Consider the following 15,220-nt stretch of genomic DNA (forward strand, 5'->3'; position numbering starts at 1 on the left):
TTTCGGAGAACCACAATGAGCAATGAGATTTTCACAGTAGACGTCGACAATGACGGCATCGCGCTGGTGACCTGGGACATGGTCGGCCGGTCGATGAACGTGTTCACGCAAGAGGCGCTTGAGCAGCTCGATGGGCTGGTTGACCGATTTGTCGCCGATGACAGCGTCAAGGGCGTGGTGTTCACCTCCGGCAAATCATCGTTTTCCGGCGGCGCCGACCTGACCATGATGAAGACCATGCTGGCCAGCATGGCGGACGAAAAGCGCAACAACCCGGAAAAAGCCCAGCAGATGCTGTTCGAGCAGGTTGGCAAGATGAGCGGGCTGTTCCGCAAGATCGAAACCTGCGGCAAACCGTGGGTGTCGGCGATCAACGGCGTTTGCATGGGGGGCGCGTTCGAGCTGTCTCTGGCCTGCCATGGCCGCGTTGCCGCGGATTCACCCTCGGTCAAGATGGCGTTGCCCGAGGTCAAGGTCGGCATCTTTCCGGGCGCCGGTGGCACCCAGCGCGTGCCACGCCTGACCAATGCGCAGGATGCGCTGCAGATGATGACGACCGGCCAGTCACTGACACCGGCACGTGCCAAGGCCATGGGTCTGATCCACGAGGTGGTCGAACCCAAGAAGCTGGTTGCTGCTGCCAAGGCGATGATCAAGGGCGGGTTGTCGGCGGTTGCTCCCTGGGACGTCAAGGGCTTCAAGCTTCCGGGCGGCCAGATCTGGTCGGCCCAGGGCGCGCAGCTCTGGCCGGCAGCTTCTGCCATTCTGCGGCGCGAGACGCAGGACAATTATCCTGCCGCCAAGGCGATCCTGCAAAGTGTGTTTGAAGGCTTGCAGGTTCCCTTCGACACCGGTCTGCGGATCGAGCAGCGCTATTTCAGCCATATCCTGCAGACTCCCGAAGCCCAGTCGATGATCCGCTCGCTGTTTGTCTCGCTGCAGGAGATCAACAAGGGCGCACGCCGTCCCGAAGGCATCAAGCCGACCAAGTTCCGCAAGATCGGCGTTGTCGGCGCTGGTTTCATGGGAGCAGGCATTGCCTATGTGACGGCCAAGGCCGGTATTCCGGTGGTTCTGATCGACCGCGATCTGGAAGTTGCCGGTAAGGGCAAGGCTTATTCGGAAGACCTGGTCAAAAAGGGTATCCAGAAGGGCAAGACCACCAAGGAAGAAGGCGAAAAGCTGCTGTCGCTGATCACCACGTCAGCCGATCACGCAGATCTCGCCGACGCCGATCTGGTGATTGAAGCGGTGTTTGAGGACCGGGACGTCAAGAAGGCGGTGACCGAATCCATCGAAGCGCAGATCCGGCCGACGACGGTTTATGCATCCAACACCTCGACACTGCCGATCACCGGGCTTGCCAAGAACTCGAAGCGCCCGAAAAACTTTATCGGCATCCACTTCTTCTCGCCTGTCGACAAGATGCTGCTGGTCGAGATCATTCTGGGCCGCAAGACCTCGGACAAGGCGCTGGCAGTGGCGCTCGACTATGTCGCCGCGATCAAGAAGACACCGATCGTGGTCAACGACACACGCGGCTTCTTCGTCAACCGCTGCGTGCTTCGCTACATGAACGAGAGCTACAACATGCTGGCCGAAGGCGTGCCGCCGGCGATGATCGAGAATGCCGCCAAGATGGCCGGCATGCCGGTCGGACCGCTGTCGCTCAACGATGAGGTGGCGATCGACCTGTCGCTGAAGATCCTGCGCGCAACAGTGGTGGATCTGGGCGAGAAGGCCGTCGATCCGCGTCATCTGGCGCTGGTTGAACGGATGGTCGAAAAAGAGGGCCGGCTGGGCCGCAAGAACGGCAAGGGCTTTTATGACTACCCGGCCAAGCCTGCCAAGAAGCATCTCTGGCCTGAGCTGAAGACGCTGTATCCACAGCTCGATCCGGCCAAGGTTGATGTGCAGGAACTCAAGAGCCGCTATCTGGCGGTGATTGCATTGGAAGCCGCCCGCACGGTGGAAGAAGGCATTGTCACTGATCCACGGGAAGCTGATCTCGGCACCATCCTCGGGTTCGGGTTCGCACCTTACACTGGTGGCGCGCTGAGCTACATCGACAGCATGGGTGCCAAAGCCTTTGTCGACATGTGCAAGGTGCTGGCGCGCAAATACGGGCGTCAGTTCCGCGCACCAAAACTGCTGGTCGAGATGGCGGAGAACGGCGAGACCTTCTACGGACGCTTCAATCCATACGGCGAGAGCAAGGCCGCCGCATAAATCGGCCGCTTTATAACCAAATGATCAAACGGGCCTTCGGGCCCGTTTTATTTTGTCAGGATCTGGACGCAACCAGCGTGTAGCACAGCGGTAGTTGCGCCGGGTTGTCGACATAGACATCGTACTCCACCTCGCGGTTGGAATGCGGGTATTCGGTCAACTCCGTGATTTCCAGACCGGCCTGAACGCACCCGGTGATGATCGTGCCCATGGTGTGGAACTGCCAATAGGACGGCGGCGCTTTCCGCGTTGCCGATCCGTCGTAAACAATTTCATCATCACTGACGAAGGGGTCGGCCCGGAAGTAGGAATATTTCGGGGTGTGAGGGTCATCGCCAGCCGGTTCGAACATGTCGAGCACGGGATGCGTCTCATAAATCACCAACCGACCGCCCGGCGCCAGCAGCGAAGCGACGATCTGCAGGAACCGCACCACGTCAGGCATCCAGTTGAGCACCCCAATGGTGATAAGCGCCAGATCGAACTGCCCGGCGAGGCCATCAGGCAAGTCATAGACATTGGCGCAGACAAAACGTGCGCTGTCGCGGTGCGGTGATACTCCGCGCAATTCTTCGGCCTGGGCGATGAAGGCGTCCGACTGGTCAATGCCGGTCACCATGGATGCCCCCAGCGCCATCATGGACAGGGTCTCGCGGCCATTGTTGCAGCCGATCTGCACCGCGCGTGCACCCCTGACACCTTTTCCGGCAAGAACCCGTGTGATGACCGGATCAAAGGTCGAGAAGCTGGCGCTGGCGAAACCCGCCAGTTGACGGCGCCATTCGTCGCTTTGGCGGTGACTAATGGCGGAAGCGTTCCAGGCAAGCCGGTTGGCTTCAATGGTGGTGTTGATGTCCAGTGTCATCAGCGTTGTCTCCATGGTGGCGCTCACATCCAACCTCACCCGAGCGGGTCAGGTCAAATACGAAGATAACAGCGAATATACCACTCCGTGATGCAGGCGCCGGCAAGACAGGACGAAAGGGCCTTGCCGCGTGACAGCCGATTGGGCACTGTCGGCAAAAGGGAGGACCATCCAATGACAGTTATCGACTACTACTTCTACTGTGCGTCGCCGTTCACCTATCTTGGCCACAACAAGATCTGCGAAGTGGCAGAGCGCCACAAGGCCAAGCTCAATTACAAGCCGGTCAACCTGTTCGCACTCTGGGATGTGTCTGGCGCGGTGCCCCCGGGCCAGCGGCCGCCTGTACGGCAGAGGCAGCGGCTGATCGAACTGCAGCGCCTTGCCGCCTGGCGTGGATTGCCGATCAAGACCGCGCCAAAGCACTGGCCGGTCGACGCAGCCCTTGCTGACCGGGTGATCATCGCACTGGCCGAAGACGGCCATGATCCGCGCTACTTCATGGGCAAGGTTTTATCCGGCGTCTGGGCTTACGACGACGACATTGCCGATGAAGCGGTCCTCAAATCCTATCTGTCGCAGGTGGGCCTGGATGCCATGCCGGCACTCAAGGACGCCAAGACCGACGCGATCGCGGCAATCCGGGAGCGAAATTCACAGGACGCCATTGCCGCCGACGCCGTGGGTGTTCCCACCTATGTGCTCAATGGCGAGGCGTTCTGGGGCCAAGACCGGATCGAATTGCTCGACGAGGCGCTGACCACCGGCCGCGCGCCCTATCATCCGCACTGAACCACGATGTTTGGAGGCAATTCACCCTAAAATGTAAGGATATTTTTCCTATGTCCCTTTACTTGCGGACCGCCGATCATGTAAAAAGGAAACACTTGGGTCGTGATTGGGCGGCCCCGGGCTTGTCTTGAAACAGCGGGACTCTCGCCATGCTCTCGCATGATCGCATCTGGTCAGCGCTCGACGCGCTTGCAGAACGTCACGGGCTTACGGCCTCGGGGCTGGCCAGGCGTGCCGGGTTGGATCCCACCGCTTTCAACAAATCCAAGCGTTGCGGCGCCGATGGCCGTGATCGCTGGCCTTCGACAGAATCGCTTGCCAAGGTTCTTGGCGCCACCGGCGCGTCTCTCGACGAGTTCATGAAACTTGTGCGTGGCGACCAGCCAATGGCAGACATCGGCTTTCCCGACGGCGCATTCCCGCCGCAGACCGGATCAATTCCCTTGCTCGGGTTCGCGCAGGCCGGGTCTGGCGGGTTCTTTGATGATGGCGGCTTTCCCGCCGGCCAGGGCTGGGATGTGGTAGAATTTCCCGCAGGCCCCGCCAACCGGCCCGGCGTCTATGCGCTCGAAGTTCAGGGCGACAGCATGACGCCGCTCTATCGCGATGGCGATATCCTGGTTGTCGAGCCGGGCGCTCAGATCCGCCGCGGTGACCGGGTGGTTGTGCGCTCGCGCGACGGCGAGGTGATGGCCAAAGTGCTCAACCGGCAAAGTGCGAAGTCAATTGAACTTGTCTCGCTCAATCCCGACCATCCCAATCGCAGCTTCGACCTGAGCGAAGTCGACTGGATGGCGCGCATCATCTGGGCAAGCCAGTAGCAAGGCCCGCCGGGTCTGCGACGGATTGGCCAAATCCACCGCGTGCGCTTGTGCAGCGTGCCGGGGTTTCTTATCTATGAAAAACATTGAAGAGAGAGATTGCCGATGACCGACCGTATTACCACCCACGACGCCCTGATCTATCTGATGGTCACCATGTCAGCTGTCGACAAGGCGATGAATGACGCCGAATTGGCTCGCATCGGCCGTCTGGTTACCTTCCTGCCGGTGTTTGACGGGTTTGACGAAGACATACTGATCGATGTGACCCGCGCCGCAGCGGAAATTTTGAAGGGCCCTGAAGGGCTCGACATCGTGCTTGAAGTCTTGCGCGACGCCGTTCCGCATAAATTCTACGACACGGCCTACGCACTGGCTGTCGAGATTGCTTCGGCTGACTACAATATCCAGCAGGAGGAAATTCGGTTGTTGCAGATGGTACGCGATCGGCTCGGCCTGGACAAACTCACCTGCGCGGCGATCGAACGCGGCGCTATTGCGCGGTTCAGGAGCGCCTGATACCTGGCCAAATTCGGGAAACCCGTGCAGCTTTTCACCAAAACGTGGTTCGCCAACGATATCAGGCTGTGGCACGAAGGTGCCAATCTACGTGACGGAGACACGACATGACGCTGTTCGGACTGTCCGAGCCGGTGATCCGGCTCCTTGCATTTTCCACGATCTTCATCACGCTGGCGGTCATCGAACTGCTTGCCCCAAGACTTGAGCGCGAGGAAATGCGCGGTGCGCTGAAATCGCGCCGCTGGGTGACCAATCTGGCAATGGTGGTCCTGTCCTCGGTGGCACTGCGGATCGTGTTTCCACTGGCCGCCGTGGGAACCGCTCTGTGGGCGCAATCACAAGGAATTGGTCTGTTTCCACTGCTCGGGCTGCCACTCTGGCTGGTCGCCATACTGGCCTTTGTCATTCTCGATTTCTCTGTCTGGCTTGAGCATGTGGTCAGCCACAAATGGCCCTGGCTTTGGCGCATTCACCGCATGCACCATGCCGATACCGGCTTCGATCTGACCACGGCGCTCAGGTTTCATCCGCTTGAAATCGTGCTGTCGATGGTGTGGAAAGCCGCCGTCATCATCGCGCTCGGCGCGCCGCCTGTGGCAGTTCTGATTTTCGAAATCGTGCTCAATGGTGCGGCGATGTTCAACCACGCCAACATCCGGCTCCCCAAAGCGGTGGACGCGGTCTTGCGCCTGCTTGTGGTGACCCCGGACATGCACCGCATTCACCACTCCACCGACCCGCGCGAAACGGATTCCAACTACGGATTCAACCTGGCAATATGGGACCGGATGTTTTCGACCTACACCCCGTCTCCTCGTCGCGGCAACACCGGTATCGAGATCGGGCTGTCCGAGTGGCGCGACGGCCGCACGGCCAATCTTGGCTGGGCGCTGGCTTTGCCGTTCAGGTTTGCGCCGAAAGCGAGACCCGCCCCCAAGCCGGATCAATAGAGTCCGTTGGGGAACCAGCGCAAATAGAGTTCGGTGAAGCGCCCATTCCGGGTGAGTGCTGCCAGCGCATGGTCAAATGCCATGGCCAGCGGCGCGTTGCGGGGGGAAACAGCAATGGCCAGACCTTCGCCCAGATGCGCCTGTGAAAAATAGGGTCCGTCGAAAAACCGGCAACAGGCTTCGGCTGTCTTGCTTGAAAGCCAGAATGACAATTGCAGTCCGTCGCCAAAGACGGCATCGATCTTGTTTGCCCTGAGCGCATCGAACATCCATTCAGAGCGGGAAAATGTGACCGTTTTGATGTCGGGAAACCAGTCCCGCAACATCGCCTCATGCGCAGTGCCGTCCATCACCCCAACACGCCGTGCTGCCAACGCGTCGGCGCCAGTGCCACCCGGATTGGCATCTATGCGCAGAGCGAACCGCGCCGGCAAAGCCAGATAGGGACGCGTGAACCGGTGGCTGGCCCGGCTCTCGGCGGTGATCGCCAGACCGGAAATCAGCGCCTCGGCCTGACCGGTCTTGAGCGCGCCCTCAAGCTCGGCCCAGGGAAGCCCCTGAATCTGGCATTGAGGCAGCACACCCAGTTCATCGCAGATCGCGCGCGCGAGATCGATATGAAAACCGGCAATCCGACCGGTCTGGTCAAGAAAACTGAAGGGGGGAAAATCCACCGTGGTGACAAAGCGAATGCGGCCATAGGCCTTCAAATCGGGCACCGGTATGCGTTCTCGCGCATCCATATAATTGGGTACGAGAATCTCTTTGGCATCGGCCACCGGCATTGCGACGGCAAAAAAAACAACCAAAGCATGCAAAATGCGCAATACCCCCTTGAATTTTAGGGGTGCAATCATGCGCGCTTTCACTACCATAAATTTAGTATCCTATCGCAACCGGCATGTGTTTATCAGAGTCATGGCCCCAAGCAATACCACCGATCTTGGCATACCGGGCATAACCCATCCTCATTTGCGGCTGATCGACGACACTGATTGCCGTGTAGAGAAAACATCCGGACCTCATTTAACAACCCAGGCCCCGGGCGACGAAGCAAGGTTCTTTCTTGATTGTGGCATCGGCAAACCGCATGTTCGCGCCGCCGCCAGGGCCGCACGCGCCAACGCCACCAAGATCGAAACCGAACTCCTGGCCGAGGGGCTGATCGACCCTGAGCTTTACTACCGCTGGCTGGCGAGCGAAATCGGCCTCAGCTATATCGATCACATCGACCCTGAAGAGGTGATCAAGCTTCCCTCCATGGATGTGCTGTTGCAGCGCGATGGACCACTGAGAGTGTCGCGCGACCACGGACAAGTGACAGTGATCGTCCCGGAGGCCCGGCAGTTGGAGGCTCACAAGGCACGACTTCAAGCGCAGCCCGCGTTGCGTGACACTCTGGCTTTCTCATCGCCCGCCACCATCCGCAAAGCGGTGTGGCAGGCAGGCGCCGATGACCGTGTGCGAAAAACAACATTCCAACTCGATCAGGATGACCGCGATGTCAGCGCGAGACGGGTGATGACCGGATCGCAAGGCTTCATGCTGGCAATGGCGCTGTACTTTGGCATGACCGGGTTGGCGCTCTGGCCGTTCATTGCCCTTGCCGCGCTGCACGTAATGCTGACACTGTTTTTCTGTGGCGGCATCCTGCTGAGAATAGCGGCTCTGGCCGCTTCCATTCTCCGGCCCGTCCAGCGACTGCCCCGGAATGAGAAACAGGACACCGGACTCCCCGTCTATACTGTGCTGATTGCCTTGCGCAACGAAGCCGCTATGGCGCCCGCCATCGTTTCACGGATATCGGCACTGCATTGGCCCAAAAGCCTTCTGGACATCAAATATGTGTGCGAAGCTGACGACGAAGCGACGATTTCCGCCCTGCTGGCCCAAAAGCTCGGACCGGAATGCGAGATTGTTCGCACGCCCGATTTCGGACCCAAAACAAAGCCCAAGGCACTTCAATACGCACTGCAAGGCGCGCGTGGTTCACTGATCGCGGTTTATGATGCCGAGGACAAGCCGGCGCCGGGACAATTGCAGGAAGCCTGGATTGCATTTTGCAATGGTGGCTCCCGTCTGGGCTGCCTGCAGGCACCGCTGGCAATTGCCAATCTGCGTTCAAGCTGGACTGCAGGATTGTTTGCCCTCGAATACAGCGGCCTGTTCCGTATTCTGGTTCCTTTTCTCGCCCGGACCGGCATGCCGATTCCGCTAGGCGGAACCTCCAATCATTTCCGGCGCTTCGCACTGGAAGAAGTAGGAGGGTGGGATCCACACAATGTCACCGAGGATGCAGATCTCGGCATGCGGCTTTATGCTCATGGCTACCGTACAGGCACGCTGCAAAGCGCCACTGTCGAAGCCGCGCCGGTTTCGCTTGATGTCTGGATCCGGCAACGGACAAGATGGCTCAAGGGGTGGGCTCAAACATGGCTGGTGGCGATGCGCCGCCCGGTTCGCACCTGCCAGTCCCTGGGCACCTGCGGATTTATCGTTTTCCAATTGATGATTGCGGGCATGCTTGTCTCGGCTCTTGCCCATCCGCTGATGTTTGTGTTCATCGGGCTAACTGTGGCCTGGCTTGCCAGCGGCGCGCAGTCGGAGATCTCGGCATTGCATAGCGCACTGATGTGGACAGACATTGCCAATATCGGCGGCAGCTATCTGACCTTCGTCGCGATGGGTTGGCGTGGCTTCACGCGGCATGAAAGGACGAAGCTTAAAAAGCGATGGCTGTTTCTAACGCCGGCTTATTGGCTTTTGATGTCGTATGCTGGCTGGCGTGCGCTCAGCCAATTGGCGACAAACACGCATTTGTGGGAGAAAACGCCACATCCCATCGCTCCCGAATGGGCGAACGTGATCAGGTCTGAAGGGCAGGCAGAAGAGGTGGAGCGGGTGAAGGGAATCGAACCCTCGTCGTAAGCTTGGGAAGCTTCTGCTCTGCCATTGAGCTACACCCGCGAAAGCCGGGCGATTTTTGGCGCTGAACTCTTGCCGTGTCAAGCTGCATTGATCCGTGATGGCGCTTGACTGGGTGGCGAGCCAACCACATATGAGGGGCGCTTCGCTCCAACCCAGATCGCTCCATGCTCCATCTCAAAGCCCTGCTCACGTCCCGGCGTTTCGAATTTGCCATCACCGCGCTGATTATCCTCAATGCGATCACGCTCGGTCTCGAGACCGTGCCTGCAGCGGTCGACCGGTTCGGCTGGCTGCTGAGCCTGCTCGACCGGACCATCCTTGGCATCTTCGTGCTGGAAGTGACGGCGCGGCTTGTGGTCTGGCGGCTCGATTTCTTCCGTGATCCCTGGCGCGTGTTCGACTTTCTGGTCGTCGGGGTGGCGCTGGTGCCGGCAACCGGCGCTCTGTCTGTACTCAGGGCACTGCGCATCCTCAGGGTGCTCAGGCTCATCAGCATGGTGCCGTCGCTGAAACGGGTCGTGGGCGGGCTTGTCGGCGCCTTGCCGGGCATGGGATCGATCATGCTGCTGCTGACGCTGGTGTTCTATGTCTTCTCGGTGATGGCGACCAAGCTTTACGGCGACAGCTTTCCCGAATGGTTCGGCTCGATTCCGGCTTCGGCCTATTCGCTGTTCCAGGTGATGACGCTGGAAAGCTGGTCGATGGGGATCGTGCGGCCGGTGATGGAAGTTCATCCGATGGCCTGGGCGTTCTTCATTCCATTCATCGCCTGCACCACATTTACAGTGCTCAACCTGTTCATCGGCATCATCGTGTCGGCAATGCAGGAAGAACATGAAGCCGAGGCCACGGCAGACCGTGAAGCCATGGCATCAGACCAGAGCGCGATGCTCAAGGAACTCAAGGCCATCCGCAAGGAGCTTGCCGCCTTGCGGACTGAAACCGGGGCGCGGGTCAACTGACGGCGAACTCCGACGGGTCAAGACTAGCGCGCTTCAGGCGCGAAAATGTTTGGACAGTTTCAGGCCTTGCGCCTGATAATTTGATCCCAGCCCCGACCCGTAGAGTGCTGCGGGGCGCTCCAGCATCCGTTCATAGATCAGCCGGCCAACAATCTGGCCGTGCTCGAGGATGAAGGGCACTTCGTGGCTGCGCACTTCAAGCACCGCACGGCTGCCAGCACCGCCGGCTTCGGTATGGCCGAACCCGGGATCGAAGAAACCGGCATAATGCACCCGGAACTCGCCCACCAGCGGATCGAACGGGGTCATTTCGGCCGCATAGAGCGGCGGTACATGCACCGATTCGCGGCTGACAAGAATGTAGAACTCATCCGGATCAAGGATCAAATCGGCCGAACCCCGATTGTGCAGCGGTTCCCAGAAATCGAAGACATCATGGGCCGCGCGCTTGTCGACATCGATGACAGCGGTGTGGTGCTTGCCGCGATAGCCGATCAAACGGTCAGGCCCCTGCCCCATCAGATCAATCGACAGCGCGATGCCGCCGCCCGACACATTGGGTGTGTCGGAGGCAACCAGCGTTTCCTCGCTGTGCAGCTTTGACAGCTCGTCCTCGTCCAGCACCGCGTGGCCCTGGCGAAAGCGGATCTGCGACAGTCGCGAGCCGGTGCGCGCCACGATCGGGAAGGTGCGCGGGCTGACTTCCAGCCAAAGCGGACCATTGTAACCGGCGGCGATCTTGTCGAATTCCTGACCGTGGTCGGTCATCACCCGGGTGAAAATATCGAGCCTACCGGTCGAGCTCTTCGGGTTGGCCGAAGCCGAAATCTCAGGTGGAAGTGCCAGGCTTTCAAGAAGCTGAACCATGTAAACACAGCCGGTTTCAAGCACCGCACCATCAGACAGATCGATCTCGTGCATGCTCAGCCGCTGAAGCTTGTCTTCGACCCTGGCTGACGGGCCAGGAAGAAAGCTGGCGCGAACCCGGTAAGCCCGTGCACCGAGTCGAAGGTCGAGGCTGGCGGGCTGAATCTGGTCGGCATCAAGGGCACGACCGGAGGTAAGCTTTCCAGCGTCAAAAAGCGCCTGAATTGCGCGGTCCGAAAGAATGCCAGCTGCCACTGTCTGCCCGCTCCAGTTTGTAAGATGTCTTGATGGCAAGGCATGGCGATTGACGCAAGCGCCGCAAGCCATTAAAAGCAGGGTTATCCCGTGGTGATTTGGCCGACCGGCTTGCAGCCACGTTAAACAAGTCGCTAAAAAGGTCGGGTTGCAAAACCGGCTGGCGACTTCGCAAGCCGGTTTTTTTGTGTGTTGGACGAAGATATGACAAGCAACCGAGAATTCCGCCCCGCCACTCAACTTGTGCACGGCGGCACCGCCCGCTCCGGGTTTGGCGAAACATCCGAGGCAATTTTTCTGACGCAAGGCTTTGTCTATGACAGCGCCGAGGCCGCGGAGGCACGCTTCAAAGGCGAAGACCCCGGCTTTATCTACTCCCGCTATGCCAACCCGACCAATGACATGTTCGAGAAGCGCATGTGCCTGATGGAAGGTGCAGAAGATGCCCGCGCCACCGCGTCGGGCATGGCGGCGATCTCGGCCGCGCTTTTGTGCCAGCTTCGCGCTGGCGACCATGTTGTTTCGGCGCGAGCGCTGTTTGGATCCTGCCGATGGGTGGTGGAGGTGCTGCTGCCTCAATATGGCATCGAGTCGACCCTGGTCGATGGCCGCGATCTCGCCAATTTCGAGGCTGCTATCAGGCCCAACACCAAGGTGTTCTTCCTCGAAAGCCCGACCAACCCGACGCTTGAAGTAGTCGACATCGCCGGTGTTGCCAAGCTCGCCAACCAGATCGGCGCCAAGCTGGTTGTCGACAATGTCTTCGCGACACCGCTGTTGCAGAAGCCACTCGAGCTCGGGGCTCATATCGTGGCCTATTCGGCAACCAAGCACATTGACGGCCAGGGCCGCTGCCTGGGCGGTGTGATCCTGTCGGACAAGGACTGGATCGACGAAAACCTGCATGATTTCTTCCGTCATACCGGTCCGTCGCTATCCCCGTTCAATGCCTGGACCCTGCTCAAGGGCCTGGAGACCCTGCCGCTCAGAGTGAAACAGCAGAGCGAAAATGCCGGCCGGGTTGCCGATTTTCTGGCGGATCACCCGGCGGTCGCCCAGGTGATCTATCCGGGGCGCGCCGATCATCCGCAAGCAGAGATCTGCGCGCGGCAAATGAAAGGCGGCTCAACGCTTGTGGCCGTCGATCTGAAGGGCGGAAAATCAGCAGCGTTCGCGATGCAGAACCGCCTTGAGGTGATCAGGATCTCCAACAATCTCGGCGACACCAAGAGCCTGGTCACGCATCCGGCGACCACCACGCACAAGAATCTTTCGGAAGAAGCCCGTAATGAACTGGGCATCAATCCCGGCATGCTGCGACTTTCTCTCGGCATCGAGGATGTCGAGGATCTGATCGAGGATCTCGATCACGCGCTCTCAGGCCTCTGAGGGCTCATTGGGGAACTCGGCCCGCGCCTGCATGATCCGCGACAGCGCCGTGTAAAGGCAGATGGCAGTGAACACCCAGGCCACCGGCACAAACCATGCCGGCCACAGGCAGAACACCCCGAACACGAAAAAGGTCTCGCTGGCTTCAGCGAGACCGGTGGTGAAATAGATCGACTTGACCCCGCGCGCGGTCGTGCTGAGGCCGCGCTTTTCGGCCACAACCGCATAGGCCAGAAAACTCGCGCCATTGACATAAAACGCAAATATCAGCGCCGCTCCGGCCAGCCCGTTGGCGACCGGATCCAAAACCACAAACCCTAGCGGTACAGCGCCATAGAAAACAAAATCCAGGGTGATATCCAGATAGCCGCCAAAATCGGTTTTCTGGGATGCACGCGCCACCGAACCATCCAGACCGTCACAAATCCGGCTGACAACGATCAGCGCCAGTGCGGTGATGAGATAGCCAAAGGCTATCAGCCCGGCAGCGGCTAGCCCAAGCAGGCAGGCAAGGACCGTCACATGGTCTGCGCTGACGCCCCGACGAGCCAACCATATCCCTGTATGATCGAGGCCTGGCTGGATCAATTTGCGTGCAGTTCCGTCCATCATGGCGGGATCTCCCTTGTGATGCCGATGTGATAGCGCGATCACCTTGATGGGTCACTGTCCCTTGACGATCAGGTTCATCACAATCAGGTCAACACAAACGGGGATACCGGCGCTCCGCAAGTGCCGAAATGCTTGACGCAAGCAGCCTGCTGTACAATGAGTGTGGCAAGGAGTGGCAGATGTACCGCGCACTAACCCGTGAGATAGAAGTCACCGTTGAGCCGTATTATCTCGAGGACCAGTCGGACCCCGAGGACGGGCGCTATGTGTGGGGTTACCGCATCGTGATCGCCAACCTTTCCGACCAGATTGTCCAGCTTCGAAGCAGGCATTGGCGGATCACCGACGAGTACGGGATTGTCGATGAGGTTCGTGGCCCTGGCGTCGTTGGCGAACAGCCGATACTCGGCCCTGGCGACACTTATGAGTATTCCTCCGGCTGCCCGCTGGATGCGCCCTCAGGTGTCATGGTCGGCTCCTACCAGATGCAATCAGCCGAAGGCGAACTTTTTGATGTCGAGATCCCGGCATTCTCTCTGGATCTGCCCGGCATGGCAAGAACGCTGAATTGACGGCCCTTTCCGATCTTCGTCCGGTCATGCTGGTCACCGGCGTGCTCGTGGCCGCCCTGGGGGCCGCGATGCTTTTGCCGGCACTGGTCGATCTGGCAGCAAACAATGACGACTGGATCATATTCGTCAGTGCCGCGATGGTGACGATGCTGTTTGGTCTGGGCCTGTTTGTTGCCAGCAGAGGTGCACCGAAAGGGCTATCGACCCGGCAGGCCATGCTGATGACGGTGTTTTCCTGGGTGATGCTGGTCACGTTCGGCGCCCTGCCGTTTCTCTGGTCAGGCATTGTGCCGAGCTATACCGACGCATTCTTTGAATCCATGTCCGGGCTGACCACCACCGGCGCGACAGTAATCACCGGGCTCGACACCACGCCGCCGGGGCTGCTGTTCTGGCGCGGCCTGCTGCAATGGCTCGGCGGTCTCGGTATCATCGTCATGGCGATTGCGGTGTTACCGATGCTGCAGATCGGCGGGATGCAATTGTTCAAGGCGGAAGCCTTTGACACGGCTGAGAAAATTCTGCCGCGCGCCACTCAGATCTCGACATCGATCACGCTGGTGTTCATTGCCATGACCGGGATCTGCGCCGTCGCCTATATGGCTGTCGGCATGGCGGCGGACGATGCGGTAATCCACGCCATGACTACGGTGGCGACGGGTGGTTTTTCCACCAAGGATGCTTCGATCGGCTATTTCAACAATCCCGCGGTCGAGTGGATCGCGATTGTGTTCATGGTGCTCGGGTCGATTCCGTTCATTCTCTATGTGCAGATGCTGCAGGGCCGGTTCCGTCCGTTCCTGGTCGATGACCAGGTCAAGGGCTTCATGGGCTTTCTCGTCGGCGCGGTGATCGCCGGCTGGATGATGGCGCATTTCAGCGAGAACCATATTGGGGTCGAAGGATTGCGGCACTCCGCCTTCAACGTGGTCTCAATTGTCACCGGAACCGGTTACTCCTCCACGGATTACGGCCTTTGGGGGCCGCATGCGGTGGCGTTTTTCTTCATCATCATGTTTGTCGGCGGCTGTGCAGGCTCGACCTCCTGCGGCATCAAGATTTTCCGTTTTCAGGTGCTGCTCGAGGCGATCCGGCAGCATATATCGCAAGTGATGTACCCCAACGGTGTGTTCCGCGCCCACTTCAACGGCAAGCCGATCGAGCAGCGGGTCATCGCTTCGGTGATGAGCTTCTTCTTCCTGTTCATGGCCACTTTCATCCTGCTGGCGATTTTGCTCAGGCTGACCGGACTGGATACGACGACAGCGCTTTCGGGTGCGGGAACCGCCCTGTCCAATGTCGGCCCCGGCCTGGGCGAAATCATCGGTCCGTCCGGCAATTTCAAATCCCTGAGCGATCTGCAGAAATGGCTGTTGGCTGGCGGCATGTTGCTCGGCCGGCTGGAACTGTTCACCGTTCTGGTGCTGTTCTTGCCGCGGTTCTGGCGCTCCTGATC

Annotated in this window: 14 protein-coding genes, 1 tRNA gene and 1 riboswitch; of the genes, 10 read left to right on the forward strand and 5 right to left on the reverse strand. The window is 59.4% G+C overall.

Annotated features, from left to right (window positions below; all coding sequences use genetic code 11):
* Window positions 1–15: 15 nt before the first annotated feature.
* The gene (locus tag IMCC20628_RS17915; RefSeq protein ID WP_047031339.1) at window positions 16–2,229 is read left to right on the forward strand and encodes a 3-hydroxyacyl-CoA dehydrogenase NAD-binding domain-containing protein; all 2,214 of its coding nucleotides are present in this window, start codon (window positions 16–18) and stop codon (window positions 2,227–2,229) included.
* A gap of 55 nt (window positions 2,230–2,284) precedes the next feature.
* Here IMCC20628_RS17915 and IMCC20628_RS17920 read toward each other — a convergent pair whose 3' ends face one another.
* Entirely contained in the window at window positions 2,285–3,094 is an 810-nt protein-coding gene (locus IMCC20628_RS17920) for a class I SAM-dependent methyltransferase (RefSeq protein ID WP_156174568.1), read from the reverse strand.
* A 174-nt stretch (window positions 3,095–3,268) separates the two neighbouring features.
* On the opposite strand from IMCC20628_RS17920, the gene IMCC20628_RS17925 reads away from it, so the two are divergent.
* From IMCC20628_RS17925 to IMCC20628_RS17940, 4 genes are all read left to right on the forward strand, one after another.
* The gene (locus IMCC20628_RS17925; protein ID WP_047031340.1) at window positions 3,269–3,886 is read left to right on the forward strand and encodes a 2-hydroxychromene-2-carboxylate isomerase; all 618 of its coding nucleotides are present in this window, start codon (window positions 3,269–3,271) and stop codon (window positions 3,884–3,886) included.
* 149 nt (window positions 3,887–4,035) lie between these two features.
* Entirely contained in the window at window positions 4,036–4,707 is a 672-nt protein-coding gene (locus tag IMCC20628_RS17930) for a helix-turn-helix transcriptional regulator (RefSeq protein ID WP_047031341.1), read from the forward strand.
* A gap of 105 nt (window positions 4,708–4,812) precedes the next feature.
* Window positions 4,813–5,226 carry a tellurite resistance TerB family protein gene (locus tag IMCC20628_RS17935; protein WP_047031342.1) on the forward strand — a complete coding sequence of 138 codons (414 nt, stop codon included), beginning with the start codon at window positions 4,813–4,815 and terminating at the stop codon, window positions 5,224–5,226.
* A 107-nt stretch (window positions 5,227–5,333) separates the two neighbouring features.
* Complete coding sequence (locus IMCC20628_RS17940) at window positions 5,334–6,179, forward strand: sterol desaturase family protein (RefSeq protein WP_047031343.1); 846 nt, start codon at window positions 5,334–5,336, stop codon at window positions 6,177–6,179.
* On the opposite strand, the gene IMCC20628_RS17945 is transcribed toward IMCC20628_RS17940, so the two are convergent.
* Window positions 6,173–7,036 carry a transporter substrate-binding domain-containing protein gene (locus IMCC20628_RS17945; protein ID WP_047031344.1) on the reverse strand — a complete coding sequence of 288 codons (864 nt, stop codon included), beginning with the start codon at window positions 7,034–7,036 and terminating at the stop codon, window positions 6,173–6,175. The two genes, IMCC20628_RS17940 and IMCC20628_RS17945, sit on opposite strands and share 7 nt — an antisense overlap.
* 61 nt (window positions 7,037–7,097) lie before the next feature.
* Here IMCC20628_RS17945 and IMCC20628_RS24805 point away from each other — a divergent pair, with 61 nt between their 5' ends.
* Window positions 7,098–9,107, forward strand: a complete 2,010-nt coding sequence (locus tag IMCC20628_RS24805; RefSeq protein WP_197078335.1) for a glycosyltransferase family 2 protein — start codon at window positions 7,098–7,100, stop codon at window positions 9,105–9,107.
* Here the strand turns inward: IMCC20628_RS24805 and IMCC20628_RS17955 are convergent.
* Window positions 9,073–9,146, reverse strand: a tRNA-Gly gene (locus IMCC20628_RS17955). The two genes, IMCC20628_RS24805 and IMCC20628_RS17955, sit on opposite strands and share 35 nt — an antisense overlap.
* 125 nt (window positions 9,147–9,271) lie before the next feature.
* Here IMCC20628_RS17955 and IMCC20628_RS17960 point away from each other — a divergent pair.
* Window positions 9,272–10,069, forward strand: coding sequence for an ion transporter (locus IMCC20628_RS17960; protein WP_047031345.1), 798 nt, complete (start codon window positions 9,272–9,274; stop codon window positions 10,067–10,069).
* Between the two features lie 33 nt (window positions 10,070–10,102).
* Here the strand turns inward: IMCC20628_RS17960 and IMCC20628_RS17965 are convergent, their stop codons facing one another.
* Window positions 10,103–11,191 carry a 2'-deoxycytidine 5'-triphosphate deaminase gene (locus IMCC20628_RS17965; RefSeq protein WP_047031346.1) on the reverse strand — a complete coding sequence of 363 codons (1,089 nt, stop codon included), beginning with the start codon at window positions 11,189–11,191 and terminating at the stop codon, window positions 10,103–10,105.
* Between the two features lie 80 nt (window positions 11,192–11,271).
* Window positions 11,272–11,350, forward strand: a riboswitch (SAM riboswitch).
* 45 nt (window positions 11,351–11,395) lie between these two features.
* On the opposite strand from IMCC20628_RS17965, the gene IMCC20628_RS17970 reads away from it, so the two are divergent.
* Complete coding sequence (locus IMCC20628_RS17970) at window positions 11,396–12,580, forward strand: O-succinylhomoserine sulfhydrylase (RefSeq protein WP_047031347.1); 1,185 nt, start codon at window positions 11,396–11,398, stop codon at window positions 12,578–12,580.
* Here the strand turns inward: IMCC20628_RS17970 and IMCC20628_RS17975 are convergent.
* Entirely contained in the window at window positions 12,569–13,192 is a 624-nt protein-coding gene (locus IMCC20628_RS17975) for a CDP-alcohol phosphatidyltransferase family protein (protein ID WP_047031348.1), read from the reverse strand. The two genes, IMCC20628_RS17970 and IMCC20628_RS17975, sit on opposite strands and share 12 nt — an antisense overlap.
* 179 nt (window positions 13,193–13,371) lie before the next feature.
* Between IMCC20628_RS17975 and apaG the strand changes: the two genes are divergently transcribed.
* Window positions 13,372–13,764: a Co2+/Mg2+ efflux protein ApaG gene (apaG, locus tag IMCC20628_RS17980; protein ID WP_047032730.1), complete on the forward strand. Its 393-nt coding sequence runs from the start codon at window positions 13,372–13,374 to the stop codon at window positions 13,762–13,764.
* Window positions 13,761–15,218, forward strand: coding sequence for a TrkH family potassium uptake protein (locus IMCC20628_RS17985; protein WP_245307815.1), 1,458 nt, complete (start codon window positions 13,761–13,763; stop codon window positions 15,216–15,218). The genes apaG and IMCC20628_RS17985 overlap by 4 nt, the downstream gene beginning before the upstream one ends.
* Window positions 15,219–15,220 lie beyond the last annotated feature (2 nt).

This window comes from Hoeflea sp. IMCC20628 (genome assembly GCF_001011155.1).
GTDB lineage: Bacteria > Pseudomonadota > Alphaproteobacteria > Rhizobiales > Rhizobiaceae > Hoeflea.

Bases quoted from the DNA above. Each gene is read 5' to 3' on its own strand.
- IMCC20628_RS17915 (WP_047031339.1), top strand. From the start codon at position 16: ATGAGCAATGAGATTTTCACAGTAGACGTCGACAATGACGGCATCGCG.
- IMCC20628_RS17920 (WP_156174568.1), bottom strand. From the start codon at position 3,094: ATGACACTGGACATCAACACCACCATTGAAGCCAACCGGCTTGCCTGG.
- IMCC20628_RS17925 (WP_047031340.1), top strand. From the start codon at position 3,269: ATGACAGTTATCGACTACTACTTCTACTGTGCGTCGCCGTTCACCTAT.
- IMCC20628_RS17930 (WP_047031341.1), top strand. From the start codon at position 4,036: ATGCTCTCGCATGATCGCATCTGGTCAGCGCTCGACGCGCTTGCAGAA.
- IMCC20628_RS17935 (WP_047031342.1), top strand. From the start codon at position 4,813: ATGACCGACCGTATTACCACCCACGACGCCCTGATCTATCTGATGGTC.
- IMCC20628_RS17940 (WP_047031343.1), top strand. From the start codon at position 5,334: ATGACGCTGTTCGGACTGTCCGAGCCGGTGATCCGGCTCCTTGCATTT.
- IMCC20628_RS17945 (WP_047031344.1), bottom strand. From the start codon at position 7,036: ATGATTGCACCCCTAAAATTCAAGGGGGTATTGCGCATTTTGCATGCT.
- IMCC20628_RS24805 (WP_197078335.1), top strand. From the start codon at position 7,098: ATGGCCCCAAGCAATACCACCGATCTTGGCATACCGGGCATAACCCAT.
- IMCC20628_RS17960 (WP_047031345.1), top strand. From the start codon at position 9,272: ATGCTCCATCTCAAAGCCCTGCTCACGTCCCGGCGTTTCGAATTTGCC.
- IMCC20628_RS17970 (WP_047031347.1), top strand. From the start codon at position 11,396: ATGACAAGCAACCGAGAATTCCGCCCCGCCACTCAACTTGTGCACGGC.
- IMCC20628_RS17975 (WP_047031348.1), bottom strand. From the start codon at position 13,192: ATGATGGACGGAACTGCACGCAAATTGATCCAGCCAGGCCTCGATCAT.
- apaG (WP_047032730.1), top strand. From the start codon at position 13,372: ATGTACCGCGCACTAACCCGTGAGATAGAAGTCACCGTTGAGCCGTAT.